Annotated in this window: 13 protein-coding genes and 1 pseudogene; 10 read left to right on the top strand and 4 right to left on the bottom strand. The window is 35.6% G+C overall.

Annotated features, from left to right (window positions below; genetic code table 11):
• The first annotated feature begins 77 nt into the window (after positions 1 to 77).
• The 6 genes from BOQ64_RS04375 (at position 78) to BOQ64_RS04350 (ending at position 5,246) form a co-directional block, all read left to right on the top strand.
• Positions 78 to 977, top strand: coding sequence for a cell division protein FtsX (locus BOQ64_RS04375; RefSeq protein WP_129058265.1), 900 nt, complete (start codon positions 78 to 80; stop codon positions 975 to 977).
• A gap of 2 nt (positions 978 to 979) precedes the next feature.
• Positions 980 to 1,276 carry a DUF3098 domain-containing protein gene (locus tag BOQ64_RS04370; RefSeq protein ID WP_129058266.1) on the top strand — a complete coding sequence of 99 codons (297 nt, stop codon included), beginning with the start codon at positions 980 to 982 and terminating at the stop codon, positions 1,274 to 1,276.
• 97 nt (positions 1,277 to 1,373) lie between these two features.
• Positions 1,374 to 2,192 (top strand): undecaprenyl-diphosphate phosphatase, encoded by an 819-nt coding sequence (locus tag BOQ64_RS04365; protein ID WP_129058267.1) that lies wholly within the window; start codon positions 1,374 to 1,376, stop codon positions 2,190 to 2,192.
• Between the two features lie 20 nt (positions 2,193 to 2,212).
• The gene (truB, locus tag BOQ64_RS04360; protein WP_129058268.1) at positions 2,213 to 2,911 is read left to right on the top strand and encodes a tRNA pseudouridine(55) synthase TruB; all 699 of its coding nucleotides are present in this window, start codon (positions 2,213 to 2,215) and stop codon (positions 2,909 to 2,911) included.
• A 28-nt stretch (positions 2,912 to 2,939) separates the two neighbouring features.
• Entirely contained in the window at positions 2,940 to 3,662 is a 723-nt protein-coding gene (rluF, locus tag BOQ64_RS04355; protein WP_129058269.1) for a 23S rRNA pseudouridine(2604) synthase RluF, read from the top strand.
• Between the two features lie 360 nt (positions 3,663 to 4,022).
• Positions 4,023 to 5,246 (top strand): hypothetical protein, encoded by a 1,224-nt coding sequence (locus BOQ64_RS04350; RefSeq protein ID WP_129058270.1) that lies wholly within the window; start codon positions 4,023 to 4,025, stop codon positions 5,244 to 5,246.
• A 90-nt stretch (positions 5,247 to 5,336) separates the two neighbouring features.
• Here the strand turns inward: BOQ64_RS04350 and BOQ64_RS04345 are convergent, their stop codons facing one another.
• Positions 5,337 to 6,620 carry a helix-hairpin-helix domain-containing protein gene (locus BOQ64_RS04345; protein ID WP_129058271.1) on the bottom strand — a complete coding sequence of 428 codons (1,284 nt, stop codon included), beginning with the start codon at positions 6,618 to 6,620 and terminating at the stop codon, positions 5,337 to 5,339.
• A 150-nt stretch (positions 6,621 to 6,770) separates the two neighbouring features.
• Complete coding sequence (locus BOQ64_RS04340; RefSeq protein ID WP_129059643.1) at positions 6,771 to 7,115, bottom strand: MerR family transcriptional regulator; 345 nt, start codon at positions 7,113 to 7,115, stop codon at positions 6,771 to 6,773.
• A gap of 181 nt (positions 7,116 to 7,296) precedes the next feature.
• Between BOQ64_RS04340 and BOQ64_RS04335 the strand changes: the two genes are divergently transcribed.
• Positions 7,297 to 9,972, top strand: coding sequence for a reprolysin-like metallopeptidase (locus BOQ64_RS04335; protein WP_129058272.1), 2,676 nt, complete (start codon positions 7,297 to 7,299; stop codon positions 9,970 to 9,972).
• 109 nt (positions 9,973 to 10,081) lie between these two features.
• A complete protein-coding gene (locus BOQ64_RS04330) occupies positions 10,082 to 10,960 on the top strand; it encodes an AraC family transcriptional regulator (protein WP_129058273.1) in 879 nt (292 codons plus the stop codon).
• Between the two features lie 128 nt (positions 10,961 to 11,088).
• On the opposite strand, the pseudogene ccoG reads toward BOQ64_RS04330, so the two are convergent.
• Positions 11,089 to 12,530: pseudogene (gene ccoG / locus BOQ64_RS04325) on the bottom strand (cytochrome c oxidase accessory protein CcoG).
• A gap of 258 nt (positions 12,531 to 12,788) precedes the next feature.
• Between ccoG and BOQ64_RS04320 the strand changes: the two are divergent.
• Positions 12,789 to 13,682 (top strand): SMP-30/gluconolactonase/LRE family protein, encoded by an 894-nt coding sequence (locus BOQ64_RS04320; RefSeq protein ID WP_129058274.1) that lies wholly within the window; start codon positions 12,789 to 12,791, stop codon positions 13,680 to 13,682.
• A 75-nt stretch (positions 13,683 to 13,757) separates the two neighbouring features.
• On the opposite strand, the gene BOQ64_RS04315 is transcribed toward BOQ64_RS04320, so the two are convergent.
• The gene (locus BOQ64_RS04315; RefSeq protein WP_129058275.1) at positions 13,758 to 15,065 is read right to left on the bottom strand and encodes a DEAD/DEAH box helicase; all 1,308 of its coding nucleotides are present in this window, start codon (positions 15,063 to 15,065) and stop codon (positions 13,758 to 13,760) included.
• A 606-nt stretch (positions 15,066 to 15,671) separates the two neighbouring features.
• Here BOQ64_RS04315 and rpsA point away from each other — a divergent pair.
• On the top strand, positions 15,672 to 17,462 hold the full coding sequence (rpsA, locus tag BOQ64_RS04310; RefSeq protein ID WP_065393775.1) for a 30S ribosomal protein S1: 1,791 nt from the start codon (positions 15,672 to 15,674) through the stop codon (positions 17,460 to 17,462).
• Positions 17,463 to 17,572 lie beyond the last annotated feature (110 nt).

The raw sequence follows: 17,572 nt of genomic DNA, 5'->3' as shown, positions 1-17,572 counted from the left end.
TATTAACAGTGATTTTCTCTTTTTCGTTCCCAAATTTCGGAAGATTTTTTCTATTTTAGCCAAAAATTTTAATATTAATGGCTAAATCTGTAGATGAGTTTAATAAGAAAAGGCTTCGGTCCAGCAATATTACAGTAGTGATAAGTATTGCCTTAGTGTTATTTTTGTTAGGGTTAATGGGGCTTATTTTAATTAATGCCCAGAAGTATTCTGACTATATCAAAGAGCAGTTGGTGGTGAACGCCTACTTTGATGAAAATTATGACGCTAAAGATTCTGTAAAAATTGCAAAACTGGAAGAAGAAACTTTTAAAAAGGTACAGACGTTAGCTCCTGTAAAAAAAGCAACCTATATTTCAAGAAGCATGGCCGCTACGGAAGCTAAAAAGAGTATGGGAATTGATAGTGATGCATTGTTTGAAGAAAACATCTTCCCGTCATCTATCGAAGTAGCTTTAAAACCTGAATATGTAGATCCTGCAAAAATTGATGAAGCAATTAAAGTAATCAAGTCGGTTCCGGGCATCATTGATGTGAAGAATGACAGTACTTTGATGGTGGATGTTTACAATAACCTGAGCAGAATCTTAAAATGGATTTTCGGATTTTCATTATTGTTCCTTGTATTGGCAGTAGTGTTAATCAATAACTCCATCCGTCTGAAAATTTTCTCCAAGAGATTCATCATTAAAACGATGCAGCTGGTAGGGGCAAAAAGAAGATTTATTCTTAAGCCTTTTATCATTGAAGCAATTATTTTAGGTGCTATCGGTTCTGTAATTGGACTTCTTGCATTAGGTGGGGTTTGGTATTATTTCACAAGCCAGATTGGATCAGCTTTTGTACAGGACAACAATCAGTATTTCTGGTTAGTAATTTTAGTGTTGGGAGTAGGGATTTTTATTTCTGTTCTAAGTACTATTTTTGCAACATGGAGATTCTTAAAATCAAACGTTGACGATTTATATTACTCTTAAAAATGAGCAAAAAAACAAATAAATTTTCTGCTTCAGACTTCGGAAGTGAGGCAGAAGTACCACAGGAAAACACGTTCTATTTTGGACAGCAGAATTTTAAATGGATGCTGATCGGATTAGCATTTATCGTGGTTGGATTTCTTTTGATGATGGGGCCTGATGCCAATACTGTAGACGGTAAATTTGATCCCAATTCATGGAATGACGATATCTTTTCCATCAGAAGGATTAGAATCGCTCCATTATTTGTTGTGATAGGTTTTGTAATAGAAGTCTACGCTATTTTAAAAAGAAAGTAGATAAAAATTTATATTTTGAGATTAAGAGATTAAGACATTTAGAGTTTCGTACTTTAAATATCTCAATCTCTTAATCTTTTAATTTTTGTATAAGAATATGGATTTAATTAAAGCAATTATTATTGCCATTGTAGAGGGATTAACGGAGTATCTTCCTATTTCATCTACAGCACACATGGGATTCACTGCCAATTTATTGGGAATGCCAGATGATGAATTTTTAAAAATGTTTCAGGTTTCCATTCAGTTTGGTGCCATCTTATCGGTTGTAGTAGCTTATTGGAAGAAGTTTTTTGACCTGAAAAATATTCAGTTTTATTTTAAACTGGCTTTTGCAGTAGTTCCTGCATTAGTGTTAGGGTATTTATTCGATGATAAAATTGAGGCTGTTCTTGGTAATCAAATTGCTATTTCTTCAGTGTTGGTGTTAGGTGGAGTGGTTTTATTATTTGCTGATAAATGGTTTAAGAATCCTAAAATTGACGATGAAAAAGGAATTACGATAAGAAATGCAGTAACCATCGGATTCTGGCAATGCCTTGCTATGATGCCGGGAACAAGCCGTAGTGCAGCTTCCATTATTGGAGGAATGGCACAGGGGTTAACCAGAAAAGCTGCTGCAGAATTTTCTTTCTTCCTTGCAGTGCCTACGATGTTGGCAGTAACAGTATACTCTGTTTTTGTAAAAACATGGGGTAAGGAAACTCCAAATCCTCAGAAAGGATACGAAATGATTATGGCATCACAGGATCACATCATGATTTTTGTAATCGGAAACGTGGTGGCATTTATTGTGGCACTTATCGCTATTAAAGCTTTCATTGGAGTCCTTAATAAATATGGTTTCAAACCTTGGGGATGGTACCGTATTTTTGTAGGAGTTGCTTTATTAATCTATTTTTATTTCTTTAAATAAAAAATATTTATTATCCATTCATGACGGCGGAAGAACTGAAATCAGGATACATATTTTTATTGGACAAGCCTTTGGACTGGACTTCCTTCCAGGCGGTCAATAAAATGAAATATAAATTGAAAAGGGAGTTTGACCTTCCTAAAAAATTTAAAATTGGACACGCAGGAACCCTTGATCCAAGAGCTACAGGGTTACTGATTGTCTGCTGCGGAAAATTTACCAAAAAAATTCCTGAAATTCAGGATGCTCCAAAGGAATACTGGACGGAGATTAAAATAGGAGTTCAGACAGAATCTTATGATACTGAAAAGCCTGAAATTCTTCATCAGGATATCTCACATATCACAGAGGAGCAGGTAAAAGAAGCTTTGGAAAAATTCGTTGGGGAGATTGAACAGAAACCCCCGGTGTATTCTGCTATAAAGATTGATGGGGAAAGAGCCTATAATCTGGCCAGAGCAGGAGAGGAAGTAGAGATGAAATCCAGAAAAACAACGATTCATTATCTCAATGATATCAAAATAGATTTTCCTTTGATAAGTTTTACTGTTGGATGCTCAAAAGGAACCTATATCAGAAGTTTAGCTCATGATATTGGGCAGGAGTTAGGAGTAGGAGCTTATTTAACCCAATTGAGAAGAACGAAAATCGGTGATTACAAAATTGAAGATGCTACAGATCAGTTTTTAAACAACGATTTCAGATTTCAAGGAGAATGAAAAACAATACCAATTACGGTAGAAACTAATGGAAAAGACACGTATTAATAAATATTTATCAGAAGTAGGGTACTGTTCAAGGAGAGCAGCAGATAAGCTGTTGGAAGAAGGCAGAATCAAAATTAACGGTAAAGTTCCTGAGTTGGGAACTAAAGTTTCTGATGAAGACCTGGTGGAAGTTGATGGAAAGCCTATCAGAGAGCCACAGGAAAAACCTGTTTATATTGCCTTCAATAAACCTATAGGCATTGTATGTACTACAGATACAAAACGTGAAAAGAATAATATTGTAGACTATATCAACCACCCAAAAAGAATTTTCCCGATCGGAAGGCTGGATAAGCCGAGTGAAGGACTTATTCTTTTAACCAGTGATGGCGATATCGTTAATAAAATCCTTCGTGCAAGAAACAACCACGAAAAAGAATATATTGTAAGAGTAGATAAACCCATTAATCCGAGATTTCTTGAAAAGATGAGAAACGGAGTTCCTATTTTGGATACCGTAACTAAGAAATGTGAGGTGGAAAAGATTGATGATATGAATTTCAGGATTATTCTTACCCAAGGCTTAAACAGACAAATTCGTAGAATGTGTGAATACTTGGGCTATGAAGTAAAAAAGCTGAAAAGAATTCGTATCATGAACATCAAACTCGATCTTCCTATTGGAAAATGGAGAGATCTAACCGAAGATGAGCTGAACTCTTTAAATGCTTTACTTACAGATTCAAGTAAAACAATCGACTAAGATTATAATTATAAGCTATAAATGATAAGCAGGAAGTATTTTCCTGCTTTTATTTTTTTGATAGGTATACACAAAATTTCATGATGCCCATTATTTACTTATTATGTTCTGTTATTCTGACGAAGGAAGAATCTCATGTATATGTCTTTTTTCAATTGCCTCAACCCTAAGATTCATTGTAACGAATAATAATATTAGAAAATTTGAGAATTATAAGTTGATTCTTGGATAGAGAATAATGTTAGAAATGAGTCTGAAAGTATCGCTGTTTCGGAATATTCACTAGCTGGTGTAAAATTTTCTGTTTATTACTGAAATTGTGTTATATTTATAATATACAAAACTAAATAACTGAAAATCATGAAATTAAAATTTGACAAAGTTCCCTTGTTTATCTTGATGCTGATGATTTTTTCTACGTGTCAGCACGATAATCACTCAGAAATTCCACACGACACAGCCTTTTTTATTGACTATAGAAGCCTGACAGGTCAATCGGATGGAATAGCCGTTATAGAGCTCGATCCTGAAGCTCCTGATTTTGGAAATATCAGTAATAAACTTGAGCTGGGCATTGGTGTTCTGCCTCACCATCTTTATTATAACCAGAGCAAAAACAAATTGTATACAACAGCTTTGGGAGGAAGTTATCTCTATGAAATTAAAGCTGAAAAAGACAAGATAGGACAGCCCAAATTAGTAAGTGCAACTCCTATTGATACAGGCGAAAATACAGTAGGCGAAAATTTGTTTTTTACCAATGACGGAAGATTCTTTATGACTTTTATGGGCGGAGCAGGAGGTTTAAAAGATGGAAGTGTAGGTGTTTTTAATACGAGCAATAATAAACTTATCAAAACCATCAAAGCTCCCATTCAGGATAATCCCAATAAATTTATTATGTATCCTCATGGCATTTCTGTGAATGAAGAAAAAGGGCTTATGATGGTGACATCTACCATCCATCCTGATCTTACCAGTGGTTTTGGAAATACCTGTATCTTAATAGATTTGAATACCTATGAATTAAAAGAGACTTATCAGGTTGCAGATTCACCGGCAGATTTATCCAGCCCTGTTGAAGTTTTATTGCTTCGTGGGAAGTTTCCTCAGTTTGCGCTTGCTACAACAATGCTGGGAGGAGATATCTGGATTGCTCCATACAATGCTGCAACCAAAAAATACGATGCTTTCACCAAAATATTTGACGGAAGTACACAAGGGCTTGGCTGGACTCTCGAAATGTATATTGATGATAACAACAGGCTTTACGTAAGCTTTGCAGATCCGGGAAAAGTATTGGTTTTTGACATCAGCAACCTTCCTAATCTAAAACTTTTAAAAACCCTTACTGCGGATAAAGGAGCCCATCATATGGTTTTCTTCAAAACAAAAAAAGGAAAAGATGTGGTAGCAGTACAAAATAATCTGCTGGATCTCCCCAATTTAAATTCCGGAACCATTAGTGTTATTGAAATTGCAACGGGGAAAACCCTTGGTACAGTTGATTTACGCTCCAGATATGGAATACTTCCAGAATCCATTGAAGGAACCAACGGCCCCAGCAATTATATGCATCATTAAAGTATAAATTAATTTTCAGATTAAAACTCCCAACAATAACAGAATTTGTTGGGGAGTTTTGTATTTATGGAGATATTTTTTGATATTGGCTTATCTTAAATATAATTTCATCCTTTGTTCATATTCAGGTTTTAATTTCAGAAACTTTAGAATTTTCTTGTCGTCAGGATAAGTCGTACGGTAGAAAATAATTTTATCTGCAGAATATTTGAAATAGGGGTGGTCTTTAAGCCAATCTTCAGGCGCATCTGCTAAGGTATATTTAGGAACGGTGGAAGCATCTAATGGAGCAATAGATATTAATTTTTGGACCAATTCCTTATCAATATTATAAGTATCCAGAATCTGCTGTTTGTTGACAAACCCTCTCAGCTTTTTTCTGAAACCAATCATAGAACCGGCACTTTTTTCATCCAATCCGAACTCTATAAGCTGTTTAAAAGTAATAGCATTGAGATCTGTTTTTGAAAAATCTGTCTTTTCCTGTTGCATCCCCTCTTTCTTTATAGTTTCAGGATTGAATTTCACAAAAGCTTTCATCTCCTGAAATTTCTCCGCAGAAATTACAAAGCATTTTTGCAGATCATCCATATTTTTAAAGCTACCATGAAGGTTTTTATCACGATAATTAACGATAATCTGAGCCTGTTTATCTGAAAAACCAAGCGTCTTCCATCCCTCATTATCCAGGCGGTTCGGATCAAAACTGTGATATTGTACTTTTTTCTTTTCCGGATAATAGGCACCAGCAGCTTTAAAATTCTCAGGAGTTTTTGCAGGCAAAAGTAAATAGGGCTCCAGTTTGCTGTAATTTTCCGGAGAAATGATGAAACATTCTTTGAATTTTTCTTTGCTGATGAAGCTGCCACCCAGATAATTTTTATACTTTATAATCGCTTCTGCCTGTCTTTCACTAAAGCCCATTTTAATCCAGTCAGGAGAAGTTTTCATATCAGGATTGAACTTTCCGGAGATAGTAATTTCTTTCTTTTCAAAGCTGTTGAAATGTTTGGAATTACTGTTTTCAGAAGCCTCAGGAAGAAGAATGAAAGGTTTCAGTTCTTCAAATTTTTCTTCAGAAATAGCATAACATTTTTTTAACTGCTCTTTTGATGTAAAGCTTCCCCCTACAATATCTTTATATTTAAGAATTGTTGTTATCTGTTTTTCAGAAAAACCAAGCTTTTGCCATTGTTCCTGATTTAAAATATTAGGATCAAAATCTGTTAGGTTGGCAGTAATTGAGGAGCCGGCAATAAATTTTACCTCAGGAAAGGGTTCTTTATCCTTGCTGGTATATTTCTGAAAAGCTAATAGAATAGTCAGTAAAATGACCATAAAAGCCAGTTTTTGGTAATAGTTTTTTCTCATCATGTGTATATTGTATAAACATATTGAGAAAAACAACACATGGCAATAGCGAATGCTGAAATGGTTGATATTAGAATACAGAAATTTGTAATCTATTAAAAATTAATGCTTTGTATTCTTTGGGATAGAATGATTTAAAGAAAATTGAAGAATTTATTCCGGGTCCCTATCACCCAATGATTCTTTCAGTTTTAAAAGTTCAGCTTTTACAAACTCAAGACGGTCAATGATAGTGATGGTTTCTGAAATTTTGCTGTTGGTAGTCAGAGCAACACGTGCTCCATCCAAAGTATATCCTTTTTCTTTTACCAAATGATAGATCATCTGTAGATTCTTGATATCCTCAGGAGTGAAGTAGCGGTTTCCTTTTTTATTCTTTTTAGGTTTGATGATAGGAAATTCCTGTTCCCAATAGCGTATTAATGAAGTGTTTACATCGAATGCCTTAGCGACTTCTCCTATGGAATAATACAGTTTATCAGGTAAGTTTATTTTCATTTTACAGCTCCTAAACTTCAAAGATAAAAATTTTTTAAAGTTTCATCCAAATATATCTTGCAAAGTCCTGCCATAAGCTGAATTTTTTAATTAGCAATTAAAATGTCAAGATGTTGTGAAAAAAATAATAAACGAGAAATATTTTTTATAACTTAGTGAAACACAAAAAACTACAGAGATTATGAAATGCTATTTACTTATTGTTGCACTGATGATTCCGTTCCTGGGAGCTTCACAGTGGAAAAGAACCGAAATTCGGAGTCAAAAAGTTAAAAAAAATCAGGAAAAACTCGAATTTTCTGGACTTTATTCACTTGATGTTAGTCAGTTAAAACAACTTTTGAAAAATTCACCAGCTCGCTTTTCAGGTCAAAAAGGAGCAATTATTTCTCTTCCTACTACAAAAGGGGGACTGGAAAAATTCCAGGTTTGGGAATATTCCAATATGGCACCCGAACTGCAGGCAAAATATCCGGATATAAAATCTTATGTGGGAACGGCTTTGGAAGACCCAAGTGTATATCTGAGATTCAGTTTATCACCAGTAGGATTTTCTTCCATGATAACCCGCTCCGGATTATCAGAATTTATTGAACCTTATACTGAAGATAGAACCGTATATGCCGTTTTTGATTCTAATGCAAGAAGAGGGCAGGAGAAGGAACCTTTTGAATGTTCTACAATAGATGATGTGACAAAAGATGCTGCTGAAAAAAAAAACAATGCTGTAAATAAAAAACTGGCAGGGTTTAATGTTTTCAGACTGGCATTATCCTGCACCGGAGAGTATGCTCAATATCATTTAACTGCTGCAGGAACTCCTGCTACAGCTACAGATGTACAGAAAAAGGCAGTTATTGTGGCAGCTATGAATGCAAGTCTTACCCGGCTCAATAGCGTTTTTGAGAAAGATCTCTCTTTTCATTTTAATCTGATCGCTAATAATGATGCGATTATCTTTTTAGATCCTGCATCAGACCCATATACAAGTGGAGGGCCTAATGAGGCTCACACTCAAATATCAGCAAGGGTTCCCGCTGAGGATTATGATATGGGACATCTGATTGATAAGAAAGGCGGTAACGGATCTGCCGGGGTTGGGGTTATCTGTAATAATAACTCAAAAGGGGCAGGTTGGACTGCTCATAATTTTCCGGAAGGAGATAAATTTGACATAGACTACGTAGCTCACGAAATGGGGCATCAGCTGGGAGCTGGGCATTCTTATACTTACAGATCTTCGCAGGCAGATCAAAAGGTAGAGCCGGGTAGCGGAAGCACCATTATGGCATACACCGGAATTACTACTGCTTCTGATGTTCAATTCAATTCTAACGATTATTATCATACCAATAGTATTACCCAAATCAAGACAAAATTAAATAGTCTTAGCTGTGGGGTCAACACTCCTTTTATAGAGGCGGCTCCTGCTATTAATGCCGGTTTGGACTATACTATTCCTAAATCAACAGCATTCCTTTTAAAAGCATCAACTACTGATGTTAATAATGCTGCCTATACCTATATTTGGGAACAGACGGATCAGGCGGCAAGTGCTCAGATTGGTGCAGGTGATATTTCTTCTGCTTATCCTACAAAACCTACAGGTCCTACGTTTAGATCTTTTTCACCGGTAAGTTCGATGGAAAGATATTTTCCCGATTTCAATAAAGTATTGGCAGGCGTTTTATCAACCCGTTGGGAGAGCGTATCAAGTGTAGCCAGAAATCTTAATTTTGCTGCTACTGTCAGAAATAACAACCCGCTACAGCCACAAGTTTCAAAAGATGGAATGATGATAACAGTAGATGCTGTATCAGGGCCTTTTCAGGTGACAGCTCCGGTATTTGGACAGTCATTAAGCTCTGGTGGAACTGTAAATATTACATGGGACGTAGCCGGTACAAATGCTGCCCCGGTGAACACAGCTAACGTAAATATTAAATTATCAAAAGACGGTGGTAAAACCTTCAGTATTATTGCAGCTAATACCCCTAATGATGGTACTGAACAAATAACGATACCGATAGGATCTACTTCAGCCAATGCCTATATCCTGATTGAAGCGGTTGATAATATTTATTATGCAGTGAGTCCAAGCTTTGTGATTGATTATAATGTTACGGGTGAAAACTGTAATACCTATACTTATAATGGAGCACCTGTGGCTATTACAGACGGCCCAGGCGGCTCTGGTATATCTGCTCCAAGAATAACAATTCCTTTAATGGTTAATAATAGTGGCACGATTACCAAAATAAAAGTAACTCCATCTGTTACCCACCCAAGTATAAACCAGCTGGCTATTGGTATTGAGAGTCCGGTAGGATCATCAGCTCTTTTCTGGAACAGACAGTGTTCAGGAGCATCGGGGATTACTGCTTCATTTAGTGATGCAGGGGCAGCCGTAAGCTGTACTTCTCCACTTCAGGGAGAAACAAAATCAAATGAATCTCTGGGTATATTTAAAGGACATTCTGCACAGGGAGAATGGAAACTTTTTGCAACGGATAATAATGCAGGCAATGCAGGAACCATTACCGGGTGGTCACTTGAAGTATGTACACAGGAGATGCAGACTCTTGCAGCCAGAGAAGTATCTTCATCTCCATTAGCAGATGATATTAAAGTATACCCTAATCCAAGTGATGGTAATTTCTTTATCAAATCTCAGAATATCAAAGGAGAGATGAAAGTTACTTTATTTGATTCAAGCGGAAGATTAATTTATTCATCAGCTTATCAGAGTGAAGGAAATAATACTAAGGAGCTTAATGTTAATGTACCGAAAGGAGTATATGTAATCAGCATCAGCTCTTCAAAAGGAATCTACAACAGTAAATTGATTATAAAATAATAATTATTAAATAGAAAGAAAAGGATCGGCAATAGTCGGTCCTTTTTTATGTTGTAATTTGTGGCTTGGCTTTATTTATAGTACTTTTATCATCCATTTATTTATTAGAATGAATTCTATTTCTGTTCTTCATATTGATCTTTTTCAGGGTAAGAATCCTTCGGATTTTTATTTTAATACAATGAAAAGCCATTTGATTGTGGGGCATCAGCATATAGAAAAGCCTCACAGGCATGATTTTTATGCAACTGTTCTTTTTACTCGTGGAAGTGGTGTGCATGAGATTGATTTTCAGCGGCATGATGTTTCGGAAGGAAGTCTGTTTTTTCTCTCGCCGGGACAGATTCACAGTTGGGAGCTTTCAGAAGATATTGATGGATATATTTTCTTCTGTTCTCAGGAATTTTATGAAATGCACTATGTCAATCAGAAATTGAGAAATTTTCCTTTTTTCGGTTCTGTTTCTTTTCCCAGAAAACTGCAATTAGATGCAGAAGAATTAAAGAAAAATATTCATTTATTTCAGGAGCTTGGAAGAGAACATCTATCTAATAATCTGATGAAAAACGGACTTATCTTATCATTAATGTCCCAGGTTTTTATCAATTCTACCCGTTTGTTTTCAAAGGATTTTGATACTCTGACATCTTCTGCAGGACTTTCCTATTTTAAGCATTATCAGGATTTTGAAAGCCTTGTTGAACAGTATTTTACGGAACATAAATCAATTGCATTTTATGCTTCTTTATTAGGGATTTCATCCAAACATCTGAACAGAACCGTACAGGCCGTAGTGCAGAAAACAGCTACAGAAGTCATCACAGAAAGGGTAGTGCTGGAAGCCAAAAGAATGCTGATGTACCTGAACGAAAATCTCGTAGAAATTGCTTTCAGATTAGGGTATGAAGAGTATTCTTACTTTGTAAGAGTATTCCGGAAAAATTCCGGAATGACTCCTACTCAGTTTATGAGGAAATATAAGGCCTAATTTGGGTTAAAGTTCAAGACTTAAAGCTTTTATAATGGCAGGTCTTTAATTCTTTTTATTATAGTATTGGTTATCAGTTTGATTTTATAAACTTTAACCTCCGGATTCCGTATTTCTCTCTATATATATTACAATGCTAGTTTAAATGGTCCTTCAAACGTAGTTTCAAAAGAATCTACCATTTTCCCTTCTTCATCAAAAATACCAATCACCATATTTTGTTTTGAGAATTTGATCTTATCTTCAGGGAAAGATATGTTGATGTTTCCTTTTAAAATCTGATCTCCTTTCAGAATAATTTTTTCAGATCCGAAATAAGTGATCTCAGCATCTTCAGGACTTACCACTTTAATGGTCAGTGTCTTTTTTCATTCGATTTATTCAGAAGAGTATAAATGAAAGTGTTGGTAATTTTACCCTCTTTAATGAAGAATGTAGAACCTGCTGGTTTAATAAATTTTGCTTCCATAGAACCACGATCATACATTAAAAAGCCAAGGAAACCAACCAACAGAGCCAGAATGACAGTTGTAGCCTTCATTCTCGAAGTAAATTTAAATTTCTCCTGATTTTCAATTTCAGATTCAGTAGCATAACGGACGAGTCCTCTTGGTAAACCTACTTTATCCATAACCTCATCACAGGCATCAATACATGCTGTACAGTTAACACATTCCAACTGTTGTCCGTTTCTGATATCAATTCCTGTAGGACAGACTACAACGCATTGATTACAATCTATACAATCTCCCTTACCAGCCGTTTTTCTGTCTTCATTATTTCTCCATTTTGAACGGCCTTCCCCTCTTTTAAAATCGTAATATACGTTGATTGTCTGTTTATCAATTAAAACTCCCTGAAGCCTTCCGTATGGGCAGACCAGTGTACATACCTGCTCGCGAAGCCATGCAAAAACAAAATAGAAAGTCATCGTGAAAAAGATCATCGTGATAAACTTTAAAGGATGTTCTGCAGGTCCTTCAATCATAATCTGAAATACCTGTTCGTAGCCTACAATATACATGAACATGAAGGTAGAGATAACCATAGAAATGAAGATAAATACAGACCATTTTGTGAGTCTTTTTCTTATCTTTTCTGAATCCCATTCCTGTCTGTCGAGCTTCATCTGTTTGTTTCGGTCTCCCTCAATCCAGAACTCTATTTTACGGAATACCATTTCCATAAATAAAGTTTGTGGGCAGAGCCAGCCGCAGAATATTCTTCCAAAAACTACTGTAAACAGCATAACGAAGATAACAGAAGTAACTGCTCCCAAAGCAAGAATGAAAAAGTCCTGAAGGTAAAACGGCTGCCCAATGATAAAGAACTTTCTGTCAATAACATTAAATAAAAAGAACGGATTGTTATTGATTTTTACAAAAGGCAATCCAAAGAAAAAAGCCAATAAAGCATAGCTGGTGTAGTTCCTGTAATTGGTATATTTTCCTTTTGGTTTTCTGGGGAAGATCCATTTTCTTTTTCCGGTTTCATCCATTGTTCCTACCGAATTTCTAAAATCTTCATTTTCAATTTCCAGGGATTTGATGTTGTTGGACTCTGCGCTCATTATCGTATGCTATAAAAGTATTTTGGTAATATTTTTCATCCGGATCAATACCTGTTTCCCAAGTTGAAGTTCTATAGATAAACGGTATCGATTCCTCTACTGCAAAGCTCTGAATTATATCTTTCGACTCCTAATATGATCTACTTCAAAAATAGTACAATTAGGACATTTTGTATTTTGAATTATATTGAATCAAAATGAGAAAATGTCTTTGAAACCGATACAGCATGTTGTAAATTGCAGATCTAAAAATGAAGAATGAAAAATATCAGTAAAGCAGGTTTAATTGGTTTGGTTTTCGCATTGGTAAACTGTCAATCAGTAAATAGTAGTAAAATGTTTTATGAAGGAGTAAAACCCAAAATGGTTTCTGATAAGTTTAGCTTTACAGAAGGTCCGTCAGCAGATAAAGAGGGAAATGTATATTTTACCGATCAGCCTAATGATAAGATCTATTACTGGGACTGGAAAAGCAATAAGATCATAGAATTCTTAGACAAAACAGGAAGAGCAAACGGAACTCATTTTGATAAAGACGGTTTCCTGATTACCTGTTCAGATGATCATGGAGAGATGTGGAAGATCTCAAAAGATAAAAAAGTAGAAGTTTTATTCAAAGATTTTGAAGGGAAAAGACTGAATGGTCCTAACGATGTATGGAACGATGTTTTTGGTGGAATGTATTTCACAGATCCTTTATATGAAAGAGATTATTGGATCAATTTTAAACAGGAAATACCCAATAAAAGCCTTTATTACAGAAATAAGAATGGAAAGATCAGTAAGTTGGATACTTTTACACAACCCAACGGAATTGTAGGTAGTGAGAAGCTTAAAAAACTATACCTTTCAGACATTGATGCTGGAAAAACCTATGTATATGATATTCTGGGAGAAGGAAAACTGTCTGAGAAAAGATTATTCTGTGAAATGGGTTCAGACGGAATGACCCTGGACAAACATGGGAACCTTTATTTAACCGGAGATGGAGTACATGTTTTTAACCGTGAAGGAAAAAAGATTTATCATATTTCCATTCCTGAAAAATGGACATCCAATGTGACTTTCGGAGGAGAAAATAACGATATTTTATTCATTACAGCCTCAAAATCGGTATATACTTTTCCGATGAGGGTAAGTGGAATACAATAAATTTTTGCCACGAATGCACAAATAATTTATTCGTGCATTCGTGGCAATTTTAAATTATATCTGATGAGAAGTATTTTAATAAGCAACTTCCATTTTCACTTTTTTCCCTTTCAGTTTTTCATTCTGAAGCTTTCTTAAAACAGTATTTACTTTATTTCTGGAAACCGCAACATAAGAAGTGGTGTCTTTTACTTCAATAACCCCTACATCTTCTTTTTGCAATTCTCCTTTTTTAAGTAAATATCCTACAATATCCACTTTATTTACCTTGTCTTTTTTTCCAGCACTGATGTAAATGGTCTGGAAAGGTGTTTTTTGCGGAACCTTGGTAAATCCTGCAACACTTTCTTCAGGAGTATCACTCTTGATGAATGGGAAATTATCATCCTCATTCATAATAAGGTAAACAAAACCTTTGGCATTCATTCTTGCAGTACGTCCGTTTCTGTGGATGAAAGCATCTTCTTTTGGAGGCAATTGATAATGTACAATAGATTCCACCTCAGGAATATCCAGTCCGCGGGCAGCTAAATCCGTTGTGATAAGGATTCTTGCCGAATCATTTCTGAATTTCAGTAAAGCACGTTCTCTTTCATCCTGCTCCATTCCCCCGTGGAAAGTTTCTCTGTCGATTCCCATCTGGTGAAGAAGCTCAGAGATACGGTCTACCGCATCACGGTGGTTACAGAAGATCAGCGTTCTTTTGTTCCCGATTTTACAAACCAGATTGAATAATGTATCCAGTTTTTCTTCCGGAATCGTCATTACTTTTCTCAGTTGAAGATCAGGTTTTACGTCATTTTCTTTAAGGAAACTGATGATTTTTTCATCTTTTAACCCTGTAAATGCCGGAATTTCATCCATCGCAGTTGCAGACGTTAAAACTCTTTGAGAAAGCCCTTTTAAAGAATTACAGATAAACTCCATATCATCATGGAAACCTAACTCTAAAGCTTTATCAAATTCATCAAGAACTAAAGTTTTAACTGTTTTCGGATCAAAATTATTATTTCTTACGTGATAAGTAACTCTTCCCGGAGTCCCAATTAAAACAGCCGGAGCTTCAATTAAATTATTGACTTCAATCTTTTTATCATGTCCACCATAGCAAACAGAAACTTTAAAATCTGTTCCCATCGATTTGAAAACCTGCTCAATCTGTAATGCCAGTTCTCTGGCAGGAACTAATATTAATGCCTGAACACCCTGAACATCCTTTTTCAGATTTCTGAGAACCGGAAATAAAAAAGCAAGCGTTTTCCCAGATCCAGTAGGAGAGAGCAGTACAATGTCCGTATTGTTTTCAGAAGCTTTATAAGTAGATTTCTGCATCTGATTCATATCCTGAATCTGCAGCTTTTGATAAATTGATTGTAGTTCCATGGTGCAAAGGTAGTGAATTTTGGGGTTTGAGAGTTGAAGGGTTTGAGGGTTTGGGAGTTTTAGAGTGGGAGAGTTCGAGAGTTCGAGAACGAATACAAATTATTGCTCTTCTTTGAATGTTGAGGCTGTCATTCTGAAAGGAGCGAAGCGTAGCGAATAATCTCAACTTTTTATAAATTGTTTTCTTATTATAACAAGAGACGCTTCGATTTCGCTCAGAATGACGCCTCTAATACCGTCCTGTTGATGAGTATACTGTCAGGCTGAGCATAGACTAAAAGTCTACGAACGCAGTTCACGAAACCTTTTTACTATAGATTCAACAGATTTTCAAAGAAAAATAGTTCATTTACGAACTGGTGATTTTTCATATTATACTAACTGATGACTCTTAATTATTCAATGAGTATTGATAATCAATTGTTTATATAGTAAATAGGTTAAGGGAAAACTATTGCTTATCTTAAATAAAAAACGTATCTTTGCACCCACTTTTTGTGCTAAAGGTCTAAGAAAGTAAAATATTATATATTAATAACTTCCGTATTTTTCAATCACATTTGTTAAGACCGTTGAAAGAGAAGGAATACAAATTTATTTAGAATTATGTCAAAAGAGACAAATTCAGCAGAATTATTATTAAACCAAAACGTAGCACCTGAACAATTTGACTGGGATTCTTTCGAATCTGGTCTTGATGCTGATGCTAGAAAAGAGAAAAGTGATTTAGAAGAGATCTACAACGGATCATTAAACAACTTAGACGATAACGACGTTCTAATTGGTAAAGTTGTAAGATTAACTGATAAAGAAGCTATCGTAGACATCAACTTCAAATCTGAAGGTGTTATTTCTCTTAACGAATTCCGTTACAACCAAGGCCTAAGTGTAGGTGATGAGGTAGAAGTAATGGTTGACAAGAGAGAAGACAAAACTGGTCAGTTACAGTTATCTCACAGAAAAGCTAGAACGCTTAAAGCTTGGGATAAAGTAAACGAACTTCACGAAACTGGAGAAATCGTTAACGGTTTTGTTAAGTCTAGAACTAAAGGTGGTATGATCGTTGACGTTCACGGAATCGAAGCATTCTTACCAGGTTCTCAAATTGACGTTAAGCCAATTAAAGATTACGATCAGTTCGTAGGAAAAACTATGGAGTTCAAAGTTGTGAAAATCAACCCTGAGTTCAAAAACGTAGTTGTATCTCACAAAGCATTGATCGAAGCAGATATCGAAGGTCAGAAAAAAGAAATCATCGCTCAACTTGAAAAAGGTCAGGTTCTTGAAGGAACTGTTAAGAACATCACTTCTTACGGTGTATTCATTGACTTAGGTGGTGTAGATGGATTAATTCACATTACAGACCTTTCTTGGTCTAGAGTGAACCACCCATCTGAAATCCTTGAGGACGGACAAACTGTAAAAGTTGTAATCCTTGATTTCGATGACGAGAAAACAAGAATCCAATTAGGTATGAAGCAATTAGAAGCTCATCCTTGGGATGCTCTTTCTGCTGACTTAAAAGTTGGTGACAAAGTAAAAGGAAAAGTAGTAGTTCTTGCTGACTATGGTGCATTCGTAGAAATCGCTCCAGGTGTTGAAGGATTAATCCACGTTTCTGAAATGTCTTGGTCTACTCACTTAAGATCTGCTGGAGATTTCGTAAAAGTAGGTGATGAAGTTGAAGCTGAAGTATTAACTTTAGACAGAGAAGAAAGAAAAATTTCTCTTGGTATCAAGCAATTATCTAAAGATCCATGGGAAAACATCGAAGCTAAGTATCCAGTAGGATCTCAGCATGTAGGAACTGTAAGAAACTTCACTAACTTTGGTGTATTCGTAGAGTTAGAAGAAGGTATCGACGGTCTAATCTACATCTCTGATCTTTCTTGGACTAAGAAAATCAAGCACCCATCTGAGTTCTGTGCAGTAGGTGATAAATTAGATGTTGTAGTTCTTGAGCTAGATATCCAAGCTAGAAGATTATCTCTAGGTCACAAGCAATTGACTGAGAACCCATGGGATAAATTCGAAACTAAATATGCTGAAGGAACTATCCACGCTGGTAAAGCTGTAGAAGTTCACGATAAAGGAGCTTCTGTACAATTCGAAGATGCTGAGGTTGAAGCGTTCTGCCCTTCAAGATTATTAGAGAAAGAAGATGGATCTAAAATCAAGAAAGGTGAAGATGCTCAATTCAAAGTGATTGAATTCAACAAAGAATTCAAGAGAGTTGTAGTTTCTCACACAGGGATCTTCAGAGACGAAGAAAAGAAAAACGTTAAAGAATCTTCTTCTAGAAACGTATCTTCTTCTTCAAACAACGAAGAAAGATCTACTCTTGGAGACATCGATGCATTAGCAGAGTTGAAAAGAAAAATGGAAGAAGGTAAATAATCTTTGAACCATTTATAAATAAGGAGCCGCTCATTTGAGCGGCTTTTTTTTGTATCTATAATTTTCAGGAGCTTCATCCCGCTATCCACTCATACTCCTCGCGCCTTTAC

The sequence above is a fragment of the Chryseobacterium sp. CH25 genome, from assembly GCF_004119455.1.
GTDB lineage: Bacteria > Bacteroidota > Bacteroidia > Flavobacteriales > Weeksellaceae > Chryseobacterium.
This window is presented reverse-complemented; position numbering and strand designations above follow the sequence as displayed.